The organism is Salegentibacter echinorum (assembly GCF_900129445.1).
In the GTDB taxonomy this organism is placed as follows: Bacteria; Bacteroidota; Bacteroidia; order Flavobacteriales; family Flavobacteriaceae; genus Salegentibacter; species Salegentibacter echinorum.
In genome coordinates this window covers 495,046-515,889 of record NZ_FQVT01000001.1, presented here as the reverse complement: position 1 = coordinate 515,889, position 20,844 = coordinate 495,046, and the positions used below count along the sequence as shown (strand labels likewise).

The following is a 20,844-nucleotide window of genomic DNA, read 5'->3' as shown; positions in this document are numbered from 1 at the left end:
CGATAGTGGAAGAAGCCGAAAGGTTTGATAGGATAGAATTCAGATTAGTTTAATCGGCGAATTTATTTTTATAATTTAATTGCTATTTATTCTTCGCTTTTTAACCTTAAAACTTGAAAAGGAATATGTCTTTTAGGCCTCGCAACTGGAACAGGTTACCAATTCTGAAATAAATTCTTTGGAAACACTCTGACTTCGTTGATAATACAGCGTTTTTACACCTAATTCCCAGGCTTCAATCATCAATCGGTTTACTTCTTTTACCGGTAAATTAGAAGGAATATTTAAATTTAAACTCTGCGCCTGATCGATAAACTTCTGCCGAATGGAAGCCTGTTGAATAATTTCTAACTGACTTACTTCTTTAAAAGTTTTAAAGACAGCCTTTTCTTCTGCCGTTAAAACTTCCAGGTGTTGTACACTGCCGTGGTGAAACATAATACTTCTCCAGGTATCTTCGGTATCAACTCCTTTTTCTTTCAGTAACAGTTTTAAGTATTTATTTTTCCGCATAAAATTCCCTTTCGCGAGGCCAGCTTTATAGTAGTTGCTACTAAAGGGTTCTATCCCCGGGGAAGTTTGTCCAAGAATCGCCGATGAAGAGGTTGTGGGAGCAATAGCCATAAGCGTTGTATTTCTACGTCCATAACCTTTTAATAAATCGGGTTCGCCATAAATAGTAGCCAGCTCGCTAGAAGCTTTATAAGCTTTTGCTTCTAAATGTTTAAAAATTGTGGTGGTAAGACTTTTCGCTTGCATACCTTCAAAAGGAATCATATTCTTTTGCAGGTAAGAATGCCAGCCCATCACCCCCAATCCCAGGGCGCGATGTTTTTTGGCAAACCTATTGGCAGCCGATAGATAATAATTGTCTTCGGTTTTTTCGATAAATTCTTCCAACACGGCATCGAGAAAATAAACCGCCAGCTTTACAGCTTCGGTATCTTTCCATTCATCATACAGCTCTAAATTCATAGAGGAAAGGCAGCAAATAAAGGATTCTTCTTTGGTGGAAGGTAAGGCGATTTCTGAACAAAGATTACTGGAGTGAATTTTAAGTTTTTTGTCTTTATAGACCTGGGGTTTATTTCTATTAATATTATCGGTAAAAAAGATATAGGGCAAACCTTTTTGTTGCCGGCTCTCAAGCACTTTCGCCCAAATCTCCCGTTTTTCGGTATCACCATCTATCATTTCCTGCATCCAATAATCTGAAACACAAACGCCGTGAAACAAATTTTGTATTGGATTTCCAATGTTTTTTATCTCCAGGAATTCCTTTATGTCTGGATGGTCTATATCCAAATAAGCCGCAAAGGCACCGCGTCGCACCCCGCCTTGAGAAATCGTGTCCATAGCCGTGTCAAAAAGTTTCATAAAACTGGTGGCACCGCTACTTTTTCCATTATCGGTCACTGCGCTACCACGGCCCCGCAATTCCCCAAAATAACCAGAAGTGCCTCCTCCTATTTTGGTTTGCATAATTACCTCGCCCAGTTTATTAGTAATTCCTTCAATATTATCTGGCACATATACATTAAAACAGGAGATTGGAAGTCCTCTTTCTGTTCCCATATTGGCCCAAATAGGAGAGCTTAAACTCATCCAACCGCGTTCTATCATTTCTATAAATGCTGAAGCCATTTCGGGCTTTTTCAACCTTCTGGCAGCTGCCGTGGCAATTCGTTCTATTGCTTTTTCTGTGGTTTCTCCTTTTAATAAATAGCCTCGGTTTAATATTTGCTGACTTTCCTCATTTAACCACCAAAGTCTCTCTTTCATCTTTTCTGAATTTAATAATGTTCTTTTTTCTGATAATTTTAAAACAAATCGTTTGCGGTGATGCTTTTATCGTGTTTGGTGTATTCCACCGGCCTTTTAGCGAAAAAGTCATCCAGACTATTGGCGTAAATTTCCTCTTCAAACCATTGCAGGGATCTCCCATCCTGGGGCCTCGTAAAAATGCGCTCCATACCAATTTCCACAAGGCTATCATCCACGCGAAATTTCATAAAATTGAGCAGTTCATTTTTACTTAGGTTCTCAATCTCCCCGTCAACAAAGATCCAATCGAGGATTTCGGTTTCTACCGCTATGGAGTTCATTACTATCTCCCTTATTTCAGCTTTAGAATTTTCATCGAAAAATTCTGGAAACTCCTCCTTAATTTTGTTTACAATAAAAATTCCGGCATTAGCATGTACCTGTTCATCTACCGAAGTCCACGCGATAATATTACTCACATTTTTAAGCACACCATTAAACCTGGAAAAGGATAGAATGATGGCAAACTGGCTAAATAAGGAAACGTTTTCAATAAGAATAGAAAAGAGAATTAAGGAATGTACATATTTCTTCTCGTCACCAGATTTGGTGTGAGCGAGAGCTTTAGAAAGGTATTCAATACGTTTTTTGATTACCGGGGTGTTCACTAAATCCCCAAACTCGTTGTTATAACCTAAAACCTCCAGCAGGCGGGAATATGCTTCAGAATGTCTAAATTCACATTCGGCAAAAGTACTTCCAAGTCCGTTAAATTCGGGTTTAGGCAGGTGTTGATATAATTCGCCCCAAAAGGATTTTACATTCACTTCTATTTGGGCAATGGCTAAAAGACTGCGTTTAATGACCTGTTTCTCATTCTTGCTAAGATGCGAATGAAAGTCCTGGACATCGGCAGTAAAATCAATTTCAGAATGTACCCAAAACGATTTATTGATCGCTTCGGTAAATTTTAAAATTTCGGGATATTCAAAAGGTTTGTAGTTGGTTCTTTTTTTGAAGATACTCATAATACTTTTGTTTTTAGTTAAAAAATTCAAAAGCATAAAAGCAGTATGTACCAAGGAAGAATTATGAGGTTTGGAATAGTATTCACTCATAACAAAACTATGGACATTTACTTTTTATGCGAAAGTAAAAGTCTATCAATAAAGAAAGGTAGCCTGGCTTGTATTTACATACTTACAGTTGCGCAACAGCTCACGATTTTCACGTGATTCCCCTTGTTTTCTATCTGGAAACCAAAATATTAAGCTTGGTTACTAAATATTTTGCTTAAGCCTGAATGAAACTTTATTGAAAATTTATTACGATGTAAAATTAAGGGAATTTAAATACCATAATTGTTTTATAGAAAATAGTTCTTTACAAAGTTGTTCACAATAGGTTCAAGGGTTAAGGGTTAAGGGTTAAGGGTTTCCCATAAAAAAACCATCGGGCGGGCCGATGGTTTTTAAATATTTAAATAAGCTTTTATCTATTCCAGCTTAGATTTAAGCTCAGCTGCTTTTTCTTCTTCCCCGGTTTGGTTATAGATATTCAACAGTGTTCTTATCGCATCTGTATTATCTGGATCTATTTCTACTACTTCTTCCAGATAAGGAATAGCTTCGGCATAAATTTCCTTACGCTCTTCTTCCAGTTCTTCATATCGTTTGTTATCCTCTTTGCTCATTCCAAGAGAATTCATCTCATCGATAAGATCACGTTCTTTGGCCAAAATAGCAACAACAATATTCATCCTTGCATTGTTCATTTCAGGATCAATTTCCAGGGCTTTCTTATAATAATTTATAGCCTTCTCATTATCGCCTAATTCTGCAGCGGTAACTCCTAAATTGTAATAAATGTTAGGATCATTTGGGTTTTTCTCGAGAATGCTTTCCATAAGCTCATTGTACTTCTCCTTATTACCCATTTTATAGTAAACATCGGCTTCTGCCTGGATTAATGCAATATTGTCAGGGTTCTCCTTTTTTGCATCCTTAATTGCAGTTATTGCTTTTTCATCCTCACCTTCCTGAATATATATCAAAGCTATATTCTTGGCGATTTCACCCTTTTTAGAAGGGATCTTTTCCTCCTTAGGATCTTCATATTGACCGGTTTTAATCATAAGATCACGTTGTTCCTTGGGAAGGATCTCACGTTCACCGCTTTCTACATTAATGGCGCTATATTCCACACCAGAACCGTCATAACCCAGCTCTTTAAGATCTTCATAATACTCCAAAGCCTTAGTATAATCTTGCGCATTTAACGCATTTGCAGCCGCATAGTATAAATATAGTGTATCCTGGTTATTTAACTCATAGCTATACTTTAACTTGTCTGAAGCTTTCATATACTCTTCAGTATTTTGGTCGTTCACCGCGCTTTGTACTAAAGCATTTCGCACAGCATCAAAACCTTGCACCGCTTCGTCATCATTACCCATTTCCTGAGCTTTCTTGTATGCTTCTGCGGCAGTTTTTAAATCTTCAAGCGATGTTTTTTCTCCATCTCCTAAATAAGCCTGACCTTTATAAAGATAAAACCGTTCTGTCCATTTATCGTTTGCTTCAGAAAGCATTGTTTCTGCCTTTTGCAGTTGTGTTTTTGCTTCGGCATAATTGCCGTCTTCAACCGCATCCCTGGCGTCTTTAATTTCGCTTTTTTGAGCAATAGCCGTCATAGATAATAAAGAGACGGTCACTGCTGTAACAATATTCGTTTTCATTTGTTTGGTTTATTTTAGTTATTCTTCGCTATCATCTGCAATAGTTGTGCCACTTGGATTTTCATCAGTCGTATCGGCCTTTTCAGGATCATCCATAAGCTCTACATCGTCTTCATCATGTAGCACTTTTGCAACCGCTGCAATGGCATCTTTCCCTTTTAGATTAATTAACTTCACCCCTTGTGTGGCACGTCCCATAACCCGTAAGTTAGCAACTTCCATTCGTATTACGATCCCAGACCTATTAATAATCATAATATCCTCAAGATCTGATACGTTCTTTATCGCTACCAGGCTTCCGGTTTTTTCAGTGATAGAAATGGTTTTCACCCCTTTTCCGCCACGGTTGGTAATACGATAATCTTCTAGACTGGAACGTTTTCCATAGCCATTTTCAGAAACAACCAGAATATCAGATTCAAGGTTTTCTACAGCGATCATTCCTACTACTTCGTCATTATCATCGGCAAGTCTAATTCCTCTCACTCCAGAAGCATTTCTTCCCATAGGCCTGGTTTTATTCTCCTCAAACCTAATGGCTTTTCCACTTCGCACAGCGAGCATTACCTGGCTATCTCCATTTGTTAGTTTAGCTTCCAGCAGTTCGTCGTCATCTTTAATAGTAATCGCATTAATACCATTGGTTCGTGGTCTCGAATACTGTTCTAAAGATGTTTTCTTTACCTGGCCTTTTTTAGTGGCCATAATTACAAAATGATTATTAACGTATTCTTCATCCTTAAGATCCTGCGTACAGATAAAAGCTTTTACCTTATCATCTGGATCTATATTAATTAGATTCTGAATAGCCCTTCCCTTAGAAGCTTTACTTCCTTCTGGAATTTCATATACCCGCATCCAGAAACATTTTCCTTTTTGAGTAAAGAACAACATGTATTGGTGGTTGGTTCCAGAAAACAGATATTCAAGGAAATCTTCATTCCTGGTATTTGAACCTTTCTGGCCTACCCCACCCCTATTTTGTGTTTTATATTCGGTAAGCGATGTTCTTTTAATATAACCGGCGTGGGAGATGGTAATTACCACGCGTTCATCTGGGATCATATCTTCAATACTAAGATCTCCTCCAGAGTATTCTATGGTAGATCTTCTTGGATCTCCATACTTTTCTTTTACTTCAAGCAGCTCATCTTTTATAACCTGCATTCTACGCTCTTTACGCGCCAAAATGTCTTTAAGATCTTTAATAGTCTCTAAAATATCATCATATTCTGCCCTAAGTTTATCCTGTTCCAGTCCGGTAAGTTGGCGCAAACGCATCTCTACAATAGCTTTTGCTTGAAGGTCACTTAGTTCAAAACGTTCGATTAATTTATTCCTGGCTTCTTCTGCATTGTTGGACGAACGGATTAAGGCAATTACTTCATCAATATTATCGGAAGCAATAATTAAACCTTCCAGGATATGAGCCCGGTCTTCTGCTTTTTTCAGCTCAAACTCGGTACGCCTCACCACTACTTCATGGCGATGTTCCACAAAATGGATAATAATATCCTTTAAATTGAGCATTTCTGGCCTACCGTTCACCAGTGCAATATTATTTACACTAAAAGAAGTTTGCAGCGCCGTATGCTTGTAAAGTGTATTCAATACAATATTTGGAATAGCATCCCTTTTCAATTGATAGACGATACGCATCCCATTACGGTCTGACTCATCACGAATAAGGCTAATTCCCTCAATCTTCTTCTCGTTAACCAAATCGGCAGTCTTTTTAATCATATCTGCCTTATTTACCTGGTATGGAATTTCGGTAACCACGAGGAATTCCTTGCCGTTAATTTCTTCCAGCGTAGATTTTGCGCGCATCATTATACGACCACGGCCGGTTTTAAAAGCCTCGCGCACCCCATCATATCCATAAATAATACCTCCGGTAGGGAAATCTGGAGCTTTAATGTGCTCCATAAGACCTTCAACTTCAATATCGTGGTCATCAATATAAGCAACGGTACCGTCTATAACTTCAGATAAATTATGTGGTGCCATATTGGTCGCCATTCCCACCGCAATACCACTGGCTCCATTTACCAATAAATTTGGTATCCTGGTAGGTAGCACGACTGGTTCTTTTAAAGAATCATCGAAGTTTAGTTGTGTATCTACGGTTTCTTTATCGATATCGGCAAGCATATCTTCGCTTATCTTGCGCATTCTCGCCTCGGTATAACGCATGGCTGCGGGACTATCTCCATCTACAGACCCAAAGTTACCCTGGCCATCTACAAGCATATAACGCATACTCCATTCCTGCGCCATTCTTACCATGGTATCATATACTGAAGAATCGCCGTGGGGGTGAAATTTACCTAACACCTCTCCCACAATCCTGGCAGACTTTTTATAAGACCTATTAGAAAGCACACCCAGTTCATACATTCCATATAACACGCGGCGATGCACGGGTTTTAAACCATCACGAACATCGGGCAGCGCACGTGACACAATGACTGACATTGAGTAATCAATGTAAGCCGATTTCATTTCATCTTCAATATTGATAGGAATTAACTTTTCTCCTTCAGCCATATTGTAAAAATTATTTTAGTTCTAAAATCTAACGCGCCAATTTACGCATTTTACAGTTGCTGGCGCCGTTTTCACCTATTGATTACACAAATTTTATTAACAAAAATTTATTGGGCTATCGTTAATAAGTTCCTTATTTTAACCTTGGTTTATTGAAACTTATTTTGTCAATTAGCTTGTAACATAGTATTAGGTACAGTTTTTGAAACTTTGTAGCTATAAAACTTAGAGAGAAAGGAAGATAAAGATGGATGATAATTTTTCACCAAAAGTAAAAGACGTAATTGCATATAGCAAAGAAGAAGCACTAAGATTAGGCCATGATTATATTGGTACTGAACACCTTATGCTTGGATTGCTGCGAGACAATGATGGGAAGGCTATAGATATTTTGAATGCTCTTTCTATAGATTTGGGACACTTAAGAAGAAAAGTAGAAATTCTTAGTCCTGCAAATCCAGAATCGAGTGCAGTTTCTAACGAAAAACGTAACCTGCACTTAACCCGGCAGGCAGAAAGAGCCTTGAAAACCACTTTTTTGGAAGCCAAGCTTTTTCAAAGTTCAAATATAAACACTGCACATCTATTGCTTTGTATATTAAGAAATGAAAATGATCCAACCACAAAGTTGCTAAACCGACTAAAGGTAGATTATGATGGTGTTAAAGACCAGTTTAAATATATGATCGCCAGCGATGAAAATGATTTTCAAGATGGTCCTACTGCCGAGTCTTTTTCTGAAGACGACAGCAGCCGGGGTGATGCTACAAAAGATAATCCTTTTAGTGGCAGCGGAGGCGGTCCCGGAAAAACTTCTAAGAAATCCAAAACACCCGTTTTAGATAACTTCGGAAGAGATTTAACGGCAATGGCCGAGGACGACAAACTGGATCCTGTGGTGGGCCGTGAGAAGGAGATAGAAAGGGTTTCGCAAATTTTAAGCCGAAGAAAAAAGAACAACCCACTTCTCATTGGAGAACCCGGGGTTGGGAAATCTGCGATTGCTGAAGGTTTGGCCTTACGAATTATTAAAAGAAAAGTATCTCGAATTCTATTCGACAAAAGGGTAGTTACACTAGATCTTGCCAGTCTTGTTGCCGGCACCAAGTATCGCGGTCAATTTGAAGAGCGCATGAAAGCGGTAATGAACGAGCTCGAAAAGAATGATGATATTATTCTATTTATAGATGAGATACACACCATAGTTGGCGCAGGTGGTGCTACCGGTAGTTTAGATGCCAGTAATATGTTTAAACCTGCATTAGCGAGAGGTGAGATACAATGTATTGGTGCTACTACCTTAGATGAGTACAGACAATATATTGAGAAAGATGGTGCTTTAGAAAGAAGATTTCAAAAGGTTATTGTAGAGCCCACAAGCGTGGAGGAAACCGTTGAAATTCTTCAAAATATTAAGGATAAGTATGAGGAACACCATAATGTAATATATACAGATGAAGCTATTGAAGCCTGTGTTAAATTAACCAATCGATACCTTACCGAGCGTTTTCTGCCAGATAAAGCTATAGATGCTTTAGATGAAGCTGGTTCCCGGGTACATATTACTAATATGGATGTACCAAAACAGGTGCTGGACTTAGAACGCAGACTGGAAGAAGTACGAGAAAACAAGAATTCTGTAGTTAAAAAACAGAAGTATGAAGAAGCTGCCAAATTAAGGGATGATGAAAAGAACCTCGAAAAGGAATTACAGGTAGCCCAGGAAAAATGGGAAGAAGAGTCTAAAAAGCACAAGGAAACAGTAAGTGAAGAAAATGTTGCAGATGTTGTTTCCATGATGACCGGTGTTCCCGTAAACCGAATCGCCCAGACAGAAAGCAATAAGCTGGTAAAACTTCCTAAGAAAATTAAAGGAAAAGTTATTGGGCAGGATACCGCGGTAGCTAAGGTGGTAAAAGCTATTCAAAGAAACCGTGCGGGTCTTAAGGATCCTAATAAACCTATTGGTTCTTTTATATTTTTAGGACAAACCGGGGTTGGTAAAACCCAATTAGCTAAAGTGCTGGCACGCGAACTTTTTGACAATGACGATTCACTTATTCGAATTGATATGAGTGAATATATGGAGAAGTTTGCAATTTCCAGACTTATTGGAGCACCTCCGGGATATGTTGGTTATGAAGAAGGTGGACAGCTTACCGAGAAAGTGCGTAGAAAACCTTATGCAGTAATTTTACTGGACGAGGTAGAAAAAGCGCATCCCGATGTCTTTAATATGCTTTTACAGGTGCTTGATGATGGATATCTAACCGATAGCCTTGGACGCAAAATTGATTTTAGAAACACCATAATAATCATGACCTCCAATATTGGAGCAAGAAAGTTGAAAGATTTTGGGCAGGGTGTTGGATTTGGTACCGCATCACAGCGCTCCCAGGCCGACGAGAATGCCAGAAGTGTTATTGAAAACGCGCTTAAAAAAGCCTTCGCACCAGAATTCTTAAACCGAATTGATGATGTAGTTATCTTCAATAGTTTGGAACGAGAGCATATTCATAAGATCATCGACATTGAGCTGGTGAAACTATTTGATAGAATTGGTAGTCTTGGATACAATCTCACGTTGAGCGATAAAGCGAAAGACTATATTGCTGAAAAAGGCTTTGACAAGCAATATGGAGCAAGACCGTTAAACCGGGCTATCCAAAAATATATTGAAGATGCTTTAGCCGAAGAAATTATTTCTTCCAACCTGGCAGAAGGTGATAAGATTTTTATGGACCTCGACGAAGAAAAGAACGAGTTGACCATTAAAATAGACAAATCTGTAGAAGAGCCGGAGTCTTAAAATACACTTCAATTCTAAAATTATTAAAACCTGTCTGTAAGTTTTTTCAGACAGGTTTTTTATTTAACAAATCATAAAATTATTTTACTTTTGCGCCCGTAACCCTACCCTACATATAATGCTTGCTAAAGAAATAAACCTGGACTTTGGCCAGGTATATGTTTTAGATACTATTCTCATTTCGGTAATTCGAGAAGGCATACTTTTTAATGCTGAAAAGAACCAGGAACTTATTAACCTGGGCGATGAGCTATTTAAAGGCCAACCTTATGGTCTTATCTCGAATCGCAAATATTCTTATGCTGTAGATCCATTAATTTATCGACAAATTTCAAAAGTGGAGAACCTTAAGGCCATCGCTATTGTGACTAATAGGGATATGGTAAAATTAAGCGTAAGTAAAGTAGAACAAAGGTTTTACAAAAGCAGTAATTCTTTTGAAATCTTTGATGATTTAGACCGTGCAATTAATTGGATGAAATTTGAAATGCAATAAAATTACTTTTAAATTTTCAATGGAAGTTCCCTTATAAAGAACTCAGCCATCCTTTTTTCAACGAATCGAGCTTATCGAAATATTTCTATAAATTAAAAGAGCTGCTTCCAAATGAGGAAGATGATTTCTTCTGCCCTAACAGAAGTCGGAAAAATTGACATTTAATTTAATTGCCTTGAAAATTTAATTTAATTGCCTTGAAAATTTAATTTAATTACCTTGAAACTAATCTGGTTTTCTAATAAATAATCTTGAATTCGTAGCTATATTCTGCGTCATAGTGAACTCCCAGAAGCCACTCAACTGACAGATTCTTCAATTTCAGTTTTAACTAACAGCTTACTCAAAAATCGAATCTGGAAAATGAAAATTCTTCAAAAAATATTTAGCTTTCTTAATGTGTGGCGCCATATTAACATCGTTATGAAGCACAGGCACTTCTTTTCTGAAGTCTGAAATTACTTCTCTTAGAATTTCAGAAGTTAATGCGGGTTCTCTAAAATGCATCGCCTGGGAAGCGTTAAACAGCTCAATAGCGAGCACACTATTTAGGTTCTCCACTACTTTTAAAAGTTTAGTTGCACTATTTGCGCCCATGCTTACATGATCCTCCTGTCCATTTGAAGAAACAATAGAATCTACAGAAGCCGGCACTGCAAGTTGTTTGTTCTGGCTCACAATACTGGCGGCGGTGTACTGCGGAATCATAAAACCGCTGTTTAATCCGGGGTTTTCTACTAAAAAGGCCGGTAATCCCCGCAAGCCAGAGACCAATTGAAAGGTTCTTCTCTCAGAAATATTAGCCCATTCGGCCAGGGCGATGGCCAGGTAATCTAAAGCAAGCGCCAAAGGTTGGCCGTGAAAATTTCCGCCAGAAATAATTTTATCTTCTTCAATAAAAATATTAGGGTTATCGGTAACCGAATTAATCTCGGTTTTAATAGTTTTTCTAACAAAACTTAAAGTATCCTTACTGGCACCGTGCACCTGCGGAATGCACCTAAAAGAATAAGGATCCTGTACATTATCTTTTTCGCTTTTTGCAATTTCACTATCGGCCAGGAATGTTCTAATTCTTTCGGCAGTTTTTACCTGTCCCCTATGTGGTCTTGCCAAATGTACCAATTCATCAAAGGGCGATAAATTACAATCAAAAGCATCTATGGAAATAGAACTAATAAGATCTGCCAAATAAGATAATTTATAGGTTTCCAACAACGCGTAAACCCCATGGGCGCTCATAAACTGGGTGCCGTTTAATAAGGCCAGGCCTTCTTTAGATTGTAATTCTAAAGCATCCCAACCTTGTTGACGCAGCATTTCTTCCCCACTTATAATCCTATCATCAAAATACACTTCACCCTCGCCAATTAAAGGCAGGGCCAAATGCGCAAGCGGTGCAAGATCTCCCGAGGCACCCAAAGAGCCCTGTTCATAAATTACCGGTAAAATCTCTTTATTATAGAGATCTATAAGACGTAAAACCGATTTTAAAGCAATGCCCGAGTTCCCATAACTAAGCGATTGTATTTTTAGTAAAAGCATCAATTTAACGATGCGTTTATTTACTTTTTTCCCGGTACCGCAAGCGTGTGATTTCACCAGGTTTTCCTGAAGTTCTGTAAGCTTACCGGCACTTATTTTCACATTACAAAGTGCTCCAAAACCGGTATTTATTCCATAAACCGGAATATCACTTTCTGTAATTTTTTTGTTTAAGTAACTTCGGGATTTTTCAATGTTGAATTCTGCCTCTTCGCTAAGCGCCAATTTCCTTGAATTCACCAAAATATCTTCAATAGTTTCTAAATCTAAGATAGCTGAACTGATATAATGACGATTGGGCATAAAATTTATTTTTTTTAATTAGCACTTCCTAAAATCCCGAGAAGCCTATGTTTTCTTACAAAATCAAGCCTTGCTTTATATCTCCCGGAACAGAACATTTTAGAAATACTATTTTTTAAACTAAGAGAGACAGAATTTTTTAAACTAAACAAAAATCCTATTTCCATTAAAACATTCCAAATTTACAGGATATTTATTAAGAACATTTACAATAATGACATTAAACAATTAACAAAAGTAATCATCTATCGCTATTCTTTTTCGAGTGCTAAAAAAGCCTGCCCCAAATAGTCACATAAATCTCCAGAAATTAAGGTTTCAACGCCCATTTCTTCTGCACAAATATCTCCCGCTAAACCGTGCATATAAACCCCGAGAATGGCCGCGACTAAAGGTTCATATTTTTGAGACATCAAGCCCGCGATAATACCAGAGAGCACATCGCCACTTCCGGCAGTGGCCATGCCGGGATTCCCCGAATTATTGATATACATATTACCTTCAGAAAAAACGAAGCTATGCGATCCTTTTAAAACCAGGATAAGATCGTTGGTTTTTGAAAAATCTTTTACTTTTTCCATCTTTTCAAAATCATCTTCCCAGCTCCCTATTAAACGCTCTAGTTCTTTGGGATGCGGCGTTAAAATAGAGTTTTTAGGCAGGGCATTAAGGAAATCCATATTTTCTGAAATCATATTTAATCCATCTGCATCAATGAGCATAGGTTTTTCCGTTTCCTCAAGTAAAGCTTTAAAAGCATTTGCAGTAGTTTGTGATTTTCCCGCACCCATCCCGAAGCAAACAACATCTGGTTCCAATCCAGGTTTTATTTCACTTAATTCTTTTTCAGCTTTATCGGTAATAACCATCGCTTCGGGCAAAGCGGTTTGTAAGATTTGATAGCCGCATTTTGGTGTATAAACACTACACAAACCGGCTCCAGATCTCAATACTGCTTTTGCTGAAAGAACTATACTGCCAATTTTCCCATAGCTTCCCCCAACTACAAGCGTGTGACCATAATCCCCTTTATGGGAATTTCTTTTTCGGGGTCTATACAGCTGTCTGGCCTCGCGTTTACCAATTAATTGTGCCACCGCTTTCACTTCTTTTAAAAAGTCCCGGTCCAAACCTATATCCAGTATTTGTAATTCCCCAATGAAATTCATCGTTTCTGGTAAGAAGAATGTGAGTTTAGGATTCTGAAAACTAAGAGTGTAATTCGCCTTAATTATAGTCGCGTCTTTCTGTGGTGCTTTATTAGGAAAAAGCCCGGAAGGCATATCTACAGCAAGTGTAAATGCACCAGAATTATTAATGTGCTTTAATAATTTAGCCAGCCAACCTTTGGCCGGTCGATTTAGACCGATACCAAAAATAGCATCTACCACAAATTCACCGGGAGAAATTTCGGGAAAATCGGTATTTTCTTCAATAACTTCCGGCCAGGATGAACTTTCCTTCTTATATCGATCGTAATTTATCAAAAAATCGTCAGATCTTTTATCGCTGTAATCAACAATAAAAACTTCAACATTATAGCCGTATTTGTGCAGTAATCTGCCAATTACAAGTCCGTCGCCGCCGTTATTTCCAATTCCGCAGAAAATCTTAATCTTTATATCGGCGCCCTCCAATCTGGTATGAATTTCATTGAAAACAAGACTTGCGGCCCGCTCCATTAAACGGGTACTCGATATATGTTCATTTTCTAAGGTAATTTTATCGGCTTCATTTAGTTGTTCGGCACTAAGTATCTTCATAATTGGATTTTCTAAAATATTTTATCTCTAAAATTACAAATTACAGGTAGATTAACTTCAGATAAAGTTTTAATCTAAACTTAAAGTTGACTACAAAATACTAAAGCTTCACTAAAAAGTCCCAACTTTAATTAGTTGGGAAAAACTTCAGAATTATTCATAAAACGCACTTTTAAATATTATATTCGAAGCGAAATCAATAAATTCGCACAAATTTTAAACAAATGAAAGAAGTTGCCCTTGCTGCCAAGCATAAAGCCCTAAATGCCAAAATGGTACCTTTTGCAGGGTACAATATGCCGGTTTCTTATGAAGGTGTAAATATTGAACACCAAACGGTAAGAGAAAAATTAGGCGTTTTTGATGTCTCACATATGGGAGAGTTCCTAATTACCGGGGACAAAGCTTTAGAACTCATTCAAAAAGTTACCACTAATGATGCCTCAAAATTGGTTGACGGTAAAGCGCAGTACACCTGCATGCCCAACGAAACAGGCGGCATTGTGGACGATTTAATTATCTACCGGATGAATGCCGAAAAGTATTTACTGGTAGTAAACGCTTCTAACATAGACAAAGACTGGAATTGGTTGGCCCAGCACAATACCATGGATGCCACCATTCGCGATATGTCTGAAGAATTGTCATTACTTGCTATACAAGGACCAAAAGCGGTTGAAGCCATGCAAACCCTCACCGATATAGATCTCTCGGCAATGAAATTCTATACTTTTGAAATGGCCGATTTTGCAGGTGCAGAAAAAGTGATTATTTCAGCTACGGGCTATACAGGTAGTGGCGGATTTGAAATATATTTTAAAAATGAATATGCTGAGCAGATTTGGGAAAGAGTATTGGAAGCAGGTGCCGATTTTGGCATTAAACCTATTGGTCTGGCTGCCAGGGATACCTTAAGGTTAGAAATGGGCCTTTGTCTCTATGGAAATGATATTGATGAAACCACTTCTCCCATCGAAGCAAAGCTGGGGTGGATCACAAAATTCAATAAAGATTTTATTAATGCTGAAGCGCTTAAAAAAGAAAAAGAAGAAGGCCCAAAACGCAAGCTTATAGCATTTGAGCTGGAAGGCCGCGGCATCCCAAGACAGGGTTATGATATTGAAGATGAAAATGGCAGGGTTATTGGCCACGTAACTTCGGGCACTATGGCACCAACGGTAGAAAAAGGAATCGGTTTAGGTTATGTAGCTACCGAATTTGCAGGATTTGGCAAGAAGATCTTTATAAAAATTAGAAAGAAATCCATTCCGGCAGTACAGGTGAAATTGCCCTTTTATAAAGGATAATTTTTTTGGAACGAATACTTATATTAGGAGCTAGCGGCTTTATAGGCAACGCCTTATATAAAGAGCTATGCTCCTATTTTGATACATACGGCACCTATCACACTGCAAATACCGGTTTTGAAGAGAATCACCAGTTTCATCTATACGATATGGAAACTGAAAATATTGAAATCCTACTTCAAAACATTCAACCAACAGTTGTAATATCGGCTACGCGGGGAAATTTTGATGCTCAAATTTTAATGCATTTTGAGGTGATTAATTATATTCTTACCCACAATTGCAAATTGCTCTTTATCTCTTCGGCAAATGTTTTTGATGCTTTCACCAACTATCCTTCTTATGAATACGACAAGACCTTATCGCAAAGTATCTACGGCCGATTTAAAATTAAGATTGAAAATGCTCTGCTACGCTTACCCAACGAGAAATATAATATCTTAAGAGTTCCTATGGTTTTTGGCCATAATTCCCCCAGAGTTAAACAGCTGAAAAATTTAATTCATTTAGAAGAAGCGATCGAGGTCTTCCCAAATGTGGTTATAAATGTTACCGAAATTGAAAAACTTACCCAACAGGTGCATTATATTATCAACCGAAAAAAGAAGGGGGTTTTTCACCTGGGGAGTAGCGATCTTGTACATCAAAAAGATTTTATTGAAGATGTTTGTGAGGTTTTAGGACATAAAAACCTTGTTTTTAAGAATATTTATGATTCCAATTTCGATAGGTTTTTGGCAGTTTTACCCAAAGAAAACCTTCTTCCCAAAAACTTACAGATTTCTGTACAACAAGTAGCAACTGCTTCTGTAAAGAAATAGAACCAAGAGAAAAGAGAAAAGAAACAAGAGACGAAAGGCAAAAAACCCGGCTTCCAATAATTAATAGATTATTCTCGATTATCGAGTAAAATTTCCTCCTAATGTTTTACTCCGAGCCCTGGAGCCTTAGTGGCTATTTATTAAATAGCAAGCAAATGTTAATCTTGTAATAAAAAAGCTTCAGATTTAAAATTTGGATTTAAGTTGTTTAAATTTAAGGAACTAACTTAAAAAATAAAGACATGAAAAAGCTAAGCGAAGATGAAGTTCAGAAGAAATTAGACAAATTTGAAGGCTGGACTTTCGCTAATGATGCGATTCACACTTCCTTTCAATTTGCTAATTTTAAAGATGCCTTTACGGTAATGACCAGGATCGCTTTTGAAGCAGAAGCGCAAGAACACCATCCCAATTGGGGCAATGTTTACAATGAATTGGAAATCACGCTCTCCAGCCACGACGCTGGCGGAGTCACAGAAAAAGATTTTAAACTAGCCAAAGCTATTGAGGAAATAGTGGAAGCTTCTGCATAGTACCAGAAACCTCTTGCCATTAAAGCTTCGGGGGGAAAAAAATAGACAAATAAGATTTAAAGCCTTCAACTAAAATTGAGGGCTTTTTTATATTTTTGTCAGATATTTTATACAAAAACAATGGGAAGAGCATTTGAATTTAGAAAAGCGCGAAAGATGAAACGTTGGTCTGCTATGGCCAAAGCCTTCACCCGTATTGGGAAAGATATTGTCATGGCTGTTAAAGAAGGTGGCCCAGACCCTGATATCAATGCAAAGTTAAGAGCGGTTATTCAAAACGCCAAGAGCGTAAACATGCCCAAAGACAATATTGAGCGTGCTATTAAAAGAGCTAGTGATAAAAGTCAGGGAGATTATAAAGTTGTTTTATTTGAAGGCTATGCGCCCCATGGAATTGCAGTTTTGGTAGAAACCGCCACCGACAATAACAACCGCACTGTGGCTAACGTGCGTTCTCATTTCAATAAATGCGACGGCAATTTAGGAACTTCAGGTTCAGTAGAATTTATGTTTGATCATACCTGTAATTTCCGGGTTAATGCCGATGGATTAGATGCCGAAGAGCTGGAACTGGAATTTATAGATTATGGTGCCGAGGAAATCTTTGAAGATGAGGATGGAATTCATATTTATGCTCCTTTTGAATATTTTGGTTCAATACAAAAAGAATTAGAAAGCAGGGAAATCGAGATTTTATCCTCTGGTTTTGAAAGAATTCCGCAGGTCACCAAACCGCTAAATGCTGAAGAAGCTGCCGACGTTGAAAAATTATTAGAAAAACTGGAAGAAGATGATGATGTACAAAATGTATATCACACAATGGAGGAAACGGAATAGGGAACTCACGTTCTCTCCTAAAGAATCGATTTTAAGAGATATCTTACAGATTTTAATCCCGCATAGCTATCGAGACTGTGAGGTCTAACCATCAGAGGGTTTCCTTAATTTAAGTAATAACGTCAGTTCGACTAATGAAAACGTCTCAAATCATTTTCAAAATTCTTTTTAATTGGCACTATTGACGTTTCAAAGCAGCGTTTTGGAATCTTTTTGCGCAGTATAAGTTTTGTTTTGCGTTAAGAAATCTTGAAGCCCTGGAAAGATTTCTTAACGCAAAACAAAACTGGTTTTCAGCTATGCTGAAAAATACCTCGGAAAAAGCGCCTTTTCTTTTGTTTCGTTTTCTTTGGGCGAGCAAAGAAAATGAAAAAAAGTCGTTTCAAACATCACAGGTAAATATTAATTAGTTAGGTTGTTATATTATTTAGTTTAAAAATCTGTTTCACACATAATTTATTTGAGGAAAATATTCGAATTTACCGAGCTTGGCCTTCAATAAAGTTAGACCGAACTAAAGTTAAGAAAAACTTCGAAATAGTTTCGCTCAAAATCCTTTCCAAAAGCAAATAAAAATCATAAAAAAACCTGTTCTAAAAACATCAAAACAGGTTTTTTTAAAGATTGGCATCTTTTAATGCTCTCCCCTATCATGCTTGGTAGGCTGGCCTTTTCGGCGTTTCTTTTCTTCTTCCAATAGCGAAAGCTCCCTACCGGTTTGTCCTTTAACAGAGGTATTTTCCTGCGCCCTGCGCAATAAGTAAGGCACAACATCCCGCACAGGGCCAAACGGCAAAAGTTTTGCCGAATTGTAACCTTTCTTGGCCAGGTTATAACTAATATGGTCACTCATGCCATAAAGCTGACTAAACCATATACGTTCATCGTCTAAAGCCAAACCTTTATCTTCCATACTTTGAAGCGCAAGGTAATTACTCACCTCGTTATGCGTCCCAATAAAAACATGGATATCATTTAAGTTGGCAAGACAATAAGACATGACACTATTAAAGTTTACATCTGTCGCCTCTTTATTCTCACAAATAGGTGAGGTATAATTATATTTTTTGGCGCGGGCATTTTCTATTTCTAAATAAGCACCACGAACAATTTTAGCACCAATCTTAAAACCTTCATCTTTGGCTTTTTGATGTAGATTTTTTATGTATTCCAGGCGATCCCAACGGTAACATTGAAAAGTATTATAAATAAGGATTTTCTCCTTATTGTATTTTTTCATCATGTCCTCCATCAACTCATCGGCGGCAAGCTGCATCCAACTATGCTCGGCATCGGCATACAGCCTTACATTATTCTCGTAAGCACAATTACAAAGTTCATCTACCCTTTCTTTAACGCGGTTCCATTCTTTCTTCTCATCATCACTTAAATTAATACGTTCAGAAATCTTTTCCCAAATTTCAAAACGACCAATCCCGGTTGGTTTAAATAAAGAAAATGGTAATTCTTCACTTTTAGCTGCAAATTTTATAAGTCCCATCTTTGTTTCCAAAGCGGCATCAAACTCTTCTTCGGTAGCTTTACCTTCTACAGAATAATCTAAAATACTGTGCAATTTTGCCTGGTACATGTTCTTGGTTAACGGCTTACAATCTTCCTCTGTAACCCCCCCACAAAATTGTTCGAAAATTGTTTTCTTTATAAGCCCTTCTACCGGTAAATGCAATTTTAAAGACATTTTGGTTAACCAGGAACCAGCATCAACCAATTTTTTTTTATTCATCATGCTAAATAAAAAGATAGCACGATCTAACTCCAAATCGGTTTTTAATTTAAAAGCCGTTTTGGTATCGTTAAAAATTTTTCTATTAATCATAGCCTTTTGTTATTCTCGCAAATATAATTATTGAAGTTTGATTTCTTAATGAATAATTCTGCTTATTTTCGAAGCTAAATTATATCTTTTAAAAACGTCAAAAATCATGTCTAATACGGCAGTTAAAGGTCCGGTTTACTTTCAAGAAGAAGCGTTTAACCGGCTAAATACTTACTTAGAGCAAAGTAGCGCTTCAAAAGTGTTTATTTTGGTAGATAAAAATACACATAGGGATTGTTTAGCAACCTTTCTCCAGCAGCTTGAGAATGCGAAAGATTTTGAAATCTTAGAAATTGAAGCGGGGGAAATTCATAAAAATTTGGAAACCTGCACAGGCTTATGGAATGCCCTTTCTGAGTTAGATGCCGATAGAAAAAGTCTAATGATCAATTTAGGTGGCGGGGTTGTTACAGATCTTGGTGGCTTTGTTGCTTCTACCTTTAAACGCGGCATTAGCTATATAAATATTCCCACCAGTCTTTTGGCCATGGTTGACGCCTCTGTGGGCGGAAAAACCGGCGTAGATCTGGGAAATTTAAAAAACCAGATAGGTGTAATAAACCACGCCGAAATGGTTTTGGTAGATTCTGTTTTTTTAAAAACACTACCACAAAATGAGATGCGCAGCGGCCTGGCAGAAATTCTTAAACACGGCTTAATTAGCAGTGAAGAATACTGGAATAAAGTAACTAACTTGAGTGCGCTTAACTTAGACGACCTGGATGATATTATCAAAGAATCTATAGAAATAAAGGCTAAAGTCGTGTTGGAGGACCCCAGAGAAAACGGCTTACGAAAAACTCTAAACTATGGGCATACGCTTGGCCACGCCATTGAGTCCTATTTTTTGACACATCCTAAAAAAACAACCCTATTACACGGGGAAGCTATCGCTGTTGGGATGATTTTGGCATCACAACTTTCCTGTAAACTTCAGGATTTTCCGGAAGAAAAATTAGCCAGTATTACCGGTAAAATACTTGATATCTATGAGAAAGTAGAATTTAATAAGGAAGACATTCCGCAGATTATAAATTTAATGAAATACGATAAAAAAAATTCCCACGGGAATATAAATTTTGTACTATTGAAGGATATAGGTGAGCCGGTTTTGGACTGCCAGGTTCCCACTAATCTTATATGGGATGCTTTCAAATATTATGAGGAAGCATAGCTTCATTTAATTATATTTTAAAAAGATTTTTTATCTTTAAAACGAATCAAACAAGCTCAATTCCTTATGAAAAGAACTATTGTTGACTACAAAAAATTAACCCCGGAAATACTAAGTCTTTTAGTAGAAAAGTACCCTCACGGTTATGATGATGATCACGTGATCTCATTTAAAAATGCAAAAAATGAGACCATAGAAGCAGTAGAAGTAAAAACTGAAGACACCATTTATTTAGTCAAAGTAAGTACACGCTTAGAGAACAGCATGGCCAATTTTGACGAAGACGATTATGATGAAGATGACTACAATGAACCGCTTATAGAAATCCCGGAAAAGGAAGAAGATGATGATTAAATCATCCTAAGACT

Annotated in this window: 14 protein-coding genes, 1 pseudogene and 1 riboswitch; of the genes and pseudogenes, 8 read left to right on the top strand and 7 right to left on the bottom strand. The window is 37.5% G+C overall.

Annotation, left to right across the window (positions count from 1 at the left end; genetic code table 11):
• Positions 1-132: 132 nt before the first annotated feature.
• The 4 genes and pseudogenes from BUA71_RS02350 to gyrA all read right to left on the bottom strand — a co-directional run.
• Positions 133-1,842 (bottom strand): annotated as a pseudogene (locus BUA71_RS02350) (ribonucleoside-diphosphate reductase subunit alpha); the annotation flags it as partial.
• Positions 1,821-2,792 (bottom strand): ribonucleotide-diphosphate reductase subunit beta, encoded by a 972-nt coding sequence (locus tag BUA71_RS02345; RefSeq protein ID WP_072876853.1) that lies wholly within the window; start codon positions 2,790-2,792, stop codon positions 1,821-1,823. The pseudogene BUA71_RS02350 and the gene BUA71_RS02345, both read right to left, overlap by 22 nt.
• Positions 2,793-2,918: 126 nt before the next feature.
• Positions 2,919-3,031, bottom strand: a riboswitch (cobalamin riboswitch).
• Between the two features lie 228 nt (positions 3,032-3,259).
• A complete protein-coding gene (locus tag BUA71_RS02340; protein WP_072876311.1) occupies positions 3,260-4,501 on the bottom strand; it encodes a tetratricopeptide repeat protein in 1,242 nt (413 codons plus the stop codon).
• 18 nt (positions 4,502-4,519) lie between these two features.
• On the bottom strand, positions 4,520-7,051 hold the full coding sequence (gene gyrA, locus BUA71_RS02335) for a DNA gyrase subunit A (RefSeq protein ID WP_072876309.1): 2,532 nt from the start codon (positions 7,049-7,051) through the stop codon (positions 4,520-4,522).
• A 247-nt stretch (positions 7,052-7,298) separates the two neighbouring features.
• On the opposite strand from gyrA, the gene BUA71_RS02330 reads away from it, so the two are divergent.
• Together BUA71_RS02330 and BUA71_RS02325 are read left to right on the top strand one after the other, a co-directional pair.
• On the top strand, positions 7,299-9,860 hold the full coding sequence (locus BUA71_RS02330; protein WP_072876307.1) for an ATP-dependent Clp protease ATP-binding subunit: 2,562 nt from the start codon (positions 7,299-7,301) through the stop codon (positions 9,858-9,860).
• A 118-nt stretch (positions 9,861-9,978) separates the two neighbouring features.
• Entirely contained in the window at positions 9,979-10,356 is a 378-nt protein-coding gene (locus BUA71_RS02325; RefSeq protein ID WP_072876305.1) for a hypothetical protein, read from the top strand.
• Between the two features lie 339 nt (positions 10,357-10,695).
• Here BUA71_RS02325 and hutH read toward each other — a convergent pair whose 3' ends face one another.
• On the bottom strand, positions 10,696-12,204 hold the full coding sequence (gene hutH, locus BUA71_RS02320) for a histidine ammonia-lyase (RefSeq protein WP_072876303.1): 1,509 nt from the start codon (positions 12,202-12,204) through the stop codon (positions 10,696-10,698).
• A gap of 251 nt (positions 12,205-12,455) precedes the next feature.
• Positions 12,456-13,967 carry a bifunctional ADP-dependent NAD(P)H-hydrate dehydratase/NAD(P)H-hydrate epimerase gene (locus BUA71_RS02315; RefSeq protein ID WP_072876301.1) on the bottom strand — a complete coding sequence of 504 codons (1,512 nt, stop codon included), beginning with the start codon at positions 13,965-13,967 and terminating at the stop codon, positions 12,456-12,458.
• 224 nt (positions 13,968-14,191) lie between these two features.
• Between BUA71_RS02315 and gcvT the strand changes: the two genes are divergently transcribed.
• From gcvT to BUA71_RS02295, 4 genes are all read left to right on the top strand, one after another.
• Entirely contained in the window at positions 14,192-15,274 is a 1,083-nt protein-coding gene (gcvT, locus tag BUA71_RS02310) for a glycine cleavage system aminomethyltransferase GcvT (protein ID WP_072876299.1), read from the top strand.
• Between the two features lie 5 nt (positions 15,275-15,279).
• Entirely contained in the window at positions 15,280-16,095 is an 816-nt protein-coding gene (locus BUA71_RS02305; RefSeq protein ID WP_072876298.1) for a sugar nucleotide-binding protein, read from the top strand.
• A 242-nt stretch (positions 16,096-16,337) separates the two neighbouring features.
• Positions 16,338-16,628, top strand: a complete 291-nt coding sequence (locus BUA71_RS02300) for a 4a-hydroxytetrahydrobiopterin dehydratase (RefSeq protein WP_072876296.1) — start codon at positions 16,338-16,340, stop codon at positions 16,626-16,628.
• Positions 16,629-16,748: 120 nt separating this feature from the next.
• Positions 16,749-17,465, top strand: a complete 717-nt coding sequence (locus BUA71_RS02295; protein WP_072876294.1) for a YebC/PmpR family DNA-binding transcriptional regulator — start codon at positions 16,749-16,751, stop codon at positions 17,463-17,465.
• Between the two features lie 634 nt (positions 17,466-18,099).
• Here BUA71_RS02295 and BUA71_RS02290 read toward each other — a convergent pair.
• Complete coding sequence (locus BUA71_RS02290) at positions 18,100-19,302, bottom strand: proline dehydrogenase family protein (protein ID WP_072876292.1); 1,203 nt, start codon at positions 19,300-19,302, stop codon at positions 18,100-18,102.
• A 106-nt stretch (positions 19,303-19,408) separates the two neighbouring features.
• Between BUA71_RS02290 and aroB the strand changes: the two genes are divergently transcribed.
• Together aroB and BUA71_RS02280 are read left to right on the top strand one after the other, a co-directional pair.
• Entirely contained in the window at positions 19,409-20,476 is a 1,068-nt protein-coding gene (gene aroB / locus BUA71_RS02285; RefSeq protein WP_072876290.1) for a 3-dehydroquinate synthase, read from the top strand.
• Positions 20,477-20,542: 66 nt separating this feature from the next.
• On the top strand, positions 20,543-20,830 hold the full coding sequence (locus tag BUA71_RS02280; protein ID WP_072876288.1) for a hypothetical protein: 288 nt from the start codon (positions 20,543-20,545) through the stop codon (positions 20,828-20,830).
• The last annotated feature ends 14 nt before the right edge of the window (positions 20,831-20,844 follow it).

Excerpts from the sequence above, each read along its gene's own strand:
- BUA71_RS02315 (WP_072876301.1), bottom strand. The coding sequence starts at position 13,967 with ATGAAGATACTTAGTGCCGAACAACTAAATGAAGCCGATAAAATTACC.
- BUA71_RS02300 (WP_072876296.1), top strand. The coding sequence starts at position 16,338 with ATGAAAAAGCTAAGCGAAGATGAAGTTCAGAAGAAATTAGACAAATTT.
- BUA71_RS02340 (WP_072876311.1), bottom strand. The coding sequence starts at position 4,501 with ATGAAAACGAATATTGTTACAGCAGTGACCGTCTCTTTATTATCTATG.
- gcvT (WP_072876299.1), top strand. The coding sequence starts at position 14,192 with ATGAAAGAAGTTGCCCTTGCTGCCAAGCATAAAGCCCTAAATGCCAAA.
- BUA71_RS02345 (WP_072876853.1), bottom strand. The coding sequence starts at position 2,792 with ATGAGTATCTTCAAAAAAAGAACCAACTACAAACCTTTTGAATATCCC.
- BUA71_RS02280 (WP_072876288.1), top strand. The coding sequence starts at position 20,543 with ATGAAAAGAACTATTGTTGACTACAAAAAATTAACCCCGGAAATACTA.
- BUA71_RS02290 (WP_072876292.1), bottom strand. The coding sequence starts at position 19,302 with ATGATTAATAGAAAAATTTTTAACGATACCAAAACGGCTTTTAAATTA.
- BUA71_RS02325 (WP_072876305.1), top strand. The coding sequence starts at position 9,979 with ATGCTTGCTAAAGAAATAAACCTGGACTTTGGCCAGGTATATGTTTTA.
- BUA71_RS02295 (WP_072876294.1), top strand. The coding sequence starts at position 16,749 with ATGGGAAGAGCATTTGAATTTAGAAAAGCGCGAAAGATGAAACGTTGG.
- aroB (WP_072876290.1), top strand. The coding sequence starts at position 19,409 with ATGTCTAATACGGCAGTTAAAGGTCCGGTTTACTTTCAAGAAGAAGCG.
- BUA71_RS02330 (WP_072876307.1), top strand. The coding sequence starts at position 7,299 with ATGGATGATAATTTTTCACCAAAAGTAAAAGACGTAATTGCATATAGC.
- hutH (WP_072876303.1), bottom strand. The coding sequence starts at position 12,204 with ATGCCCAATCGTCATTATATCAGTTCAGCTATCTTAGATTTAGAAACT.
- gyrA (WP_072876309.1), bottom strand. The coding sequence starts at position 7,051 with ATGGCTGAAGGAGAAAAGTTAATTCCTATCAATATTGAAGATGAAATG.